General features: G+C 59.6%; 6 protein-coding genes and 1 pseudogene. 5 read left to right on the plus strand and 2 right to left on the minus strand.

Going from position 1 to position 4,681, the window contains the following annotated elements; all coding sequences use genetic code 11:
- Nucleotides 1–120: pseudogene (locus EOA24_RS28010) on the plus strand (IS481 family transposase); the annotation flags it as partial.
- 647 nt (nucleotides 121–767) lie between these two features.
- On the opposite strand, the gene EOA24_RS41880 reads toward EOA24_RS28010, so the two are convergent.
- Nucleotides 768–935: a hypothetical protein gene (locus EOA24_RS41880; protein WP_189354272.1), complete on the minus strand. Its 168-nt coding sequence runs from the start codon at nucleotides 933–935 to the stop codon at nucleotides 768–770.
- 2 nt (nucleotides 936–937) lie between these two features.
- Between EOA24_RS41880 and EOA24_RS28015 the strand changes: the two genes are divergently transcribed.
- Complete coding sequence (locus tag EOA24_RS28015; protein ID WP_127256701.1) at nucleotides 938–1,660, plus strand: DUF3800 domain-containing protein; 723 nt, start codon at nucleotides 938–940, stop codon at nucleotides 1,658–1,660.
- Nucleotides 1,661–1,887: 227 nt separating this feature from the next.
- Here EOA24_RS28015 and EOA24_RS28020 read toward each other — a convergent pair whose 3' ends face one another.
- Nucleotides 1,888–2,832, minus strand: coding sequence for an IS1595 family transposase (locus EOA24_RS28020; RefSeq protein ID WP_127256703.1), 945 nt, complete (start codon nucleotides 2,830–2,832; stop codon nucleotides 1,888–1,890).
- Nucleotides 2,833–2,943: 111 nt separating this feature from the next.
- Between EOA24_RS28020 and EOA24_RS28025 the strand changes: the two genes are divergently transcribed.
- From EOA24_RS28025 to EOA24_RS28035, 3 genes are all read left to right on the plus strand, one after another.
- On the plus strand, nucleotides 2,944–3,444 hold the full coding sequence (locus tag EOA24_RS28025; RefSeq protein ID WP_042645842.1) for an MmcB family DNA repair protein: 501 nt from the start codon (nucleotides 2,944–2,946) through the stop codon (nucleotides 3,442–3,444).
- A 186-nt stretch (nucleotides 3,445–3,630) separates the two neighbouring features.
- Nucleotides 3,631–4,377 (plus strand): SDR family oxidoreductase, encoded by a 747-nt coding sequence (locus tag EOA24_RS28030; protein WP_127410291.1) that lies wholly within the window; start codon nucleotides 3,631–3,633, stop codon nucleotides 4,375–4,377.
- Nucleotides 4,378–4,419: 42 nt separating this feature from the next.
- Nucleotides 4,420–4,681 (plus strand): sigma factor (locus tag EOA24_RS28035; protein ID WP_281059902.1); only part of this gene is annotated, 262 nt, incomplete at its 3' end.

Raw genomic sequence — 4,681 nt, forward strand, 5'->3', positions numbered from 1 at the left:
GAGTTGCCGGTCTGGCTGCACAGATACAATTGGCACCGTCCCCACGGGAGCCTAAAGTCCAAAACACCTATCAGTCGCCTCGCTCTAACCGAGGACAACCTGTTGAGGCTCCACAGCTAGCACATACCGCGCCGCTCGCCCCACCAGCCAAACCAAGAGAGCAAACCCAAATTGGAGCATGATATCGACCGGATGGTTCCGTGATCTCGTCATGCTCCCCGCCCACGGCGATTATATATTTTACAGACCCAAATTCCGATCTAGGGCCGAATAAGCCGGCGATACGCCCTCTCGTAATAAGACGTGGGGAACGGTCGGGGAAACTCGGGATGGCTCGTCCAATTACGGACAAACCCTGGCACGTACCAAAACCCTTCAGCGACCCAGCGCTCTAGCGTTTGGCTTCCATCGTGAGCCCGGCAATAGTCCTCCATGGCCTTGGACAACCGGTCGAACGATTGGACGTCCCAAATCATGTTGGCGGATCGTAATCAGGAATGACCCATCACCCGCTTCGAACTCGTTCCTTAGCGTCTGTAAGTCCATGCGCTGCCCTCTGCCATCGGCAGAGCCTATCAGATCGACCCAGCCCCAAACTAGCGGATGAATGCGTTCTCCCGGCTACTGACAGCAAGTCCCTACGGGCAATCCTAGCGCCCAGAAAACAAGCACACTGATGACTGCCGCAGTCGCCCCCAAGACGTAACCCATCCAAAGTTTTGGAGGCGGCCCGTTCATCCACCGGATTAGGCGCCCTAGCTGGTCCCTCACGGCTTCTGATCCTTGTCCTTTTCTGATGGCTTGGGCGGCGGCGCTTTTGCCACCTTCCTGATTGCCGCGTTCAACGGCTCTTCGGAATCGACGGTTTCGATTTCGCGCGCCAGTTCGCGGAACTTCTCTACTTGACTCTTTTTGACCTTGGCATCGTTATTCATGGATGCACCTCATCTATATCGATGACTCTCAAGACAGACCGGCAAACGTATTCTCGGCCATCGCCATTCCCCATCGCCAATGGAATGACGCCTTCACTTACATTAAGCAATGGCGCAATCATCTGCGGAATGTACACGGCATCCCACTTGGATACGAGCTTCATTCGACGAACTTCCTGTCCGGTCGAGGCAGCGACGGACGACTGGCTCATTTGAGCCGTCATACCCGCGCTCAGATCTTCCACAAGCATTTTGCCGTCATCGAATACATGAAGAAGTGGGGCATTCGCGTTTTCAATGTCTGCAACAGAGACGACGATCAGTTTAGAGCGTTCGAGCGGCTGCTAAACCGCATAAACCGAACGATGGTCGCCTGGGATTCATACGCTCACCTCATTTGCGACGAGGGGAAGGAGCACCAGTACGTTTCAATGGTTCGCAGAATGCGTGTCCATAACCCCATTCCGAGCAACCAAATTTTCTGGGAAGATGGCGAATATACGAGAAACATTCCTATCGAACGCATCATCGAAGACCCGCAGTTCAAAAGCTCTCAGAAAAGCTATTTCATTCAGACCGCAGACATTCTCGCTTACGGGCTGCTGCGCCGCGAAGTGCCGACGCCAAAGGCACGGAAACGACGCATCCACAATTCGTTTGAACAACTGAACCATGTCCTAACTCGTGAATGCAGCCGGACCGATCCTTTGGGCATAATTAGATAGACGAAGGGCGGCATCGATTTCTCGATTCCGCCCTTAAGCAGGACTTACCCCGGCTTCTACCACCGGCTCAGTCGAGCAGCATCAATATAAAGAAAAATGTTAACGGTTTCAATAGTTTAAGCTATTTTACGTTAACCCATTGATAACAGACTCATTTTTTACGGTGATACCGTTTCGTTTTCCACAGGGGTAGCTGCAATTGCACCGGCTTGCGGTAGTGGTCCTGCTTAGATTTCAACAGGTCTGCGATAGGTCAGGCGCTTACCCTTTGCACCGCGCAAGGCGATCAGCGACCGCACGTTGTCGTCGATGCCCATGGCAACGCGGTTCGAATAGCGGAAGTCGAACTCCGCCAGATAGCGGTGCAGATGGTGTTCGGCGCAATGCTGGTAACCGCCCTTCATGCCGCGCTTGAAGATCGAGAAATAGCCTTCGATGGTGTTGGTGTGGATGTTGCCGCGAACGTATTCGTCCTTGGAATGCGTGACGAATTCATGCGAGGCGAAATCCTGGCCGGCGCGGCGATAGATGCCGCTTTCGTCGGTCATCAACGCGCTTTCGCGGGCGATGTTGGCGCGGACAATAGGCATGACGTTGCCCATGCGGGCGGTATCGACATGGAAGGAACGAGCCTTGCCGCCGCGCTCGACCAGCGTGACGACCGTGTTCTTGTGAGCCGCGCCCTTGCTAACCGGGACGCCTGCCAGACGGCCAATATAGGTTTCGTCCACTTCAACGAACTTGCCAGCACCGCCGATGGGCGTGAGGTCATCCGAGCGCATGGCTTCACGGATGCGGTGGCAGAGGAACCAAGCCGTCTTGTAGGTGATTTCCAAAGCGCGGTGCAGTTGATGGGCCGAAACGCCCTTCTTGCTGGCGCACATGGCATGCAAAGCCTGAAGCCAGATATGCAGCGGCAGCTTGGACTCCTCGAAGATCGTGCCCATGCGGACGGTGAACTTCTTGCGGCAATCCGAGCACTTGTAGAGGCCATGGATTTCGAGGCCGTGCGGGTTCTTCTTGGAAGGCTTCGTGCGACCACCCTTCAATGCGTAGTGCTTTTCCATCGAACCGCAATGGAAGCAAACCGGACCCTGCGGCCACAGCATGCCCTCGACGTGCTCGAAGGCGGCGGCTTCGTCGTGGAAGTAGGGGCGGGACAGAACGGACATAACGATAACTCCTTGTATTCGTTATCGCATATGCGTTTGGGTCTGTCAAATATATAATCGCCCCGCCCACAGGGGTTCAAACCGTGAACAAAATCTGGCATGGTGCCCCCCATGCCCATCGTTTCCCCGATTCCCCTCAACCCCTTGATCGACGGCCGCCAGTCGGAGCGCGCCATGCTGGTGCGGCGTGGCGTGCAGCGGCTGCTCCGCGAAATGGGCGCGCATGTGCTGCCGGAGCTGTCTTTGGCCACCGGCCGGCGCGCCGATCTCGTCGCGCTGACCAGGCAGGGCGACATCTGGATCATCGAGATCAAATCCTCGATCGAGGATTTTCGCGTCGACCGCAAATGGCCCGATTACCGGCTGCATTCCGACCGCTTCTTCTTCGCCACCCATCCCGGCGTTCCGGCTGACATCTTTCCCGAGGAATGCGGCTTCATCCTTTCCGACGGCTATGGCGCGGAGATCCTGCGCGATGCGCCGGAGCACCGTATGGCGGCGGCGACGCGCAAGGCGCTGATGCTGCGGATCGCGCGGGCGGGCGCCGCGCGGCTGCTGGCAGCCGAGCTCGCCGGCGTCGCGGTGCCGGCGCTGGACGGCGAGAGCGAATAGGCTCCTCCCGAGGTTGGAGGCCGGCGTCTTGCCATCGACGTCCGGCGTCGAGCCAGGGCGCGCAAACTGACCCCTTGCGTGCGGCCGACAAGAATTTTCGTCTCGCACCGATGATTTCCGCCGATCTCGATTGTCTTCACCTACAGGCGCGTCCGGGTGGCCGGCGGCCTGAAAAGAGGTGATCACATGAAACCGTTGCAAAATCAGAATGTCGTCGTGGTCGGAGGCAGCCGGGGAGTCGGCCGCGCGATCGTGGAAGCCGCGCTTGGCGCGGGAGCGACCGTGCTTGCCGTCGCCCGCGGCGCCGCCGACCTGAAGCAGCTTGCCTGGGAACGGCCGGGCTTGAAGACCCTCAGCATGGACGCGACGGCGGAAGCCGCGCCGCAAGCGGTTTTCAATGCGCTGGCACCCGACGTGCTGGTGGTCTGCGCGGGGGCGCTCGCCGCCGCCGCGCCGATCCAGGAGCAGAGCTGGGAAGTCTTCTCGGCGAATTGGGAAATGGACGTCAAGGCATCGTTCCTGTTCTGCCGCGAAGCCCTCAAAGGTCGGCTGAAGCCCGGAGCCCGCGTGCTGCTGATTGCCAGCGGCGCCGCCATCACCGGCGGCCCGCCGAATTCAGGCGGCTATGCCGGCGCCAAGCGCATGCAGATATTTCTGGCCGGCCATTGCCAGAAGGAATCGGACAAGCTCGGCCTCGGCCTGCGCTTCATGGCGCTTTCGCCGGCCCGCATCATGCCGGGCACCGGGGTCGGCGATCGCGGCATCGACAGCATTGCCGCCTATATGGGCATCCGCCCGGCCGACTTCCTTGCCAGCTTGAGCGACATGCAGACGCCGGACGATGTCGGACGGGCGGTGATCGAGCTCGCGACGGGCAAGCCGCAGGGCAGTTCCTTTACCGTGAGCGGCAGCGGCCTTGCGGCAGCGGCATGAGGCGAGCAGGATGGCGGCCGAATTCAGCGCCCCAGGCCTCCCATGACTGACGCCTCCGGCCCTATCGAGCCTTTAGGTAGGCAAGGCCAGCCAGTCCTCGACCGGCTGGCCTTCGAACGCCTGAGCGTCGCCCACCGCCGGGCGCTCAAGCTGCATTGCTACCGGATGATGGGCTCGCTCAACGAGGCGGACGATCTTGTCCAGGAGACGTTCCTCAAGGCCTGGCGCGCGCGGTCGCAATTCGACGGGCGCGGCTCGGCGCGCGGCTGGCTCTACGCGATCGCCACCAAAAGCTGCCTCAACG

Origin of the sequence: Mesorhizobium sp. M2A.F.Ca.ET.039.01.1.1, from assembly GCF_003998035.1 — a bacterium.
GTDB lineage: Bacteria > Pseudomonadota > Alphaproteobacteria > Rhizobiales > Rhizobiaceae > Mesorhizobium.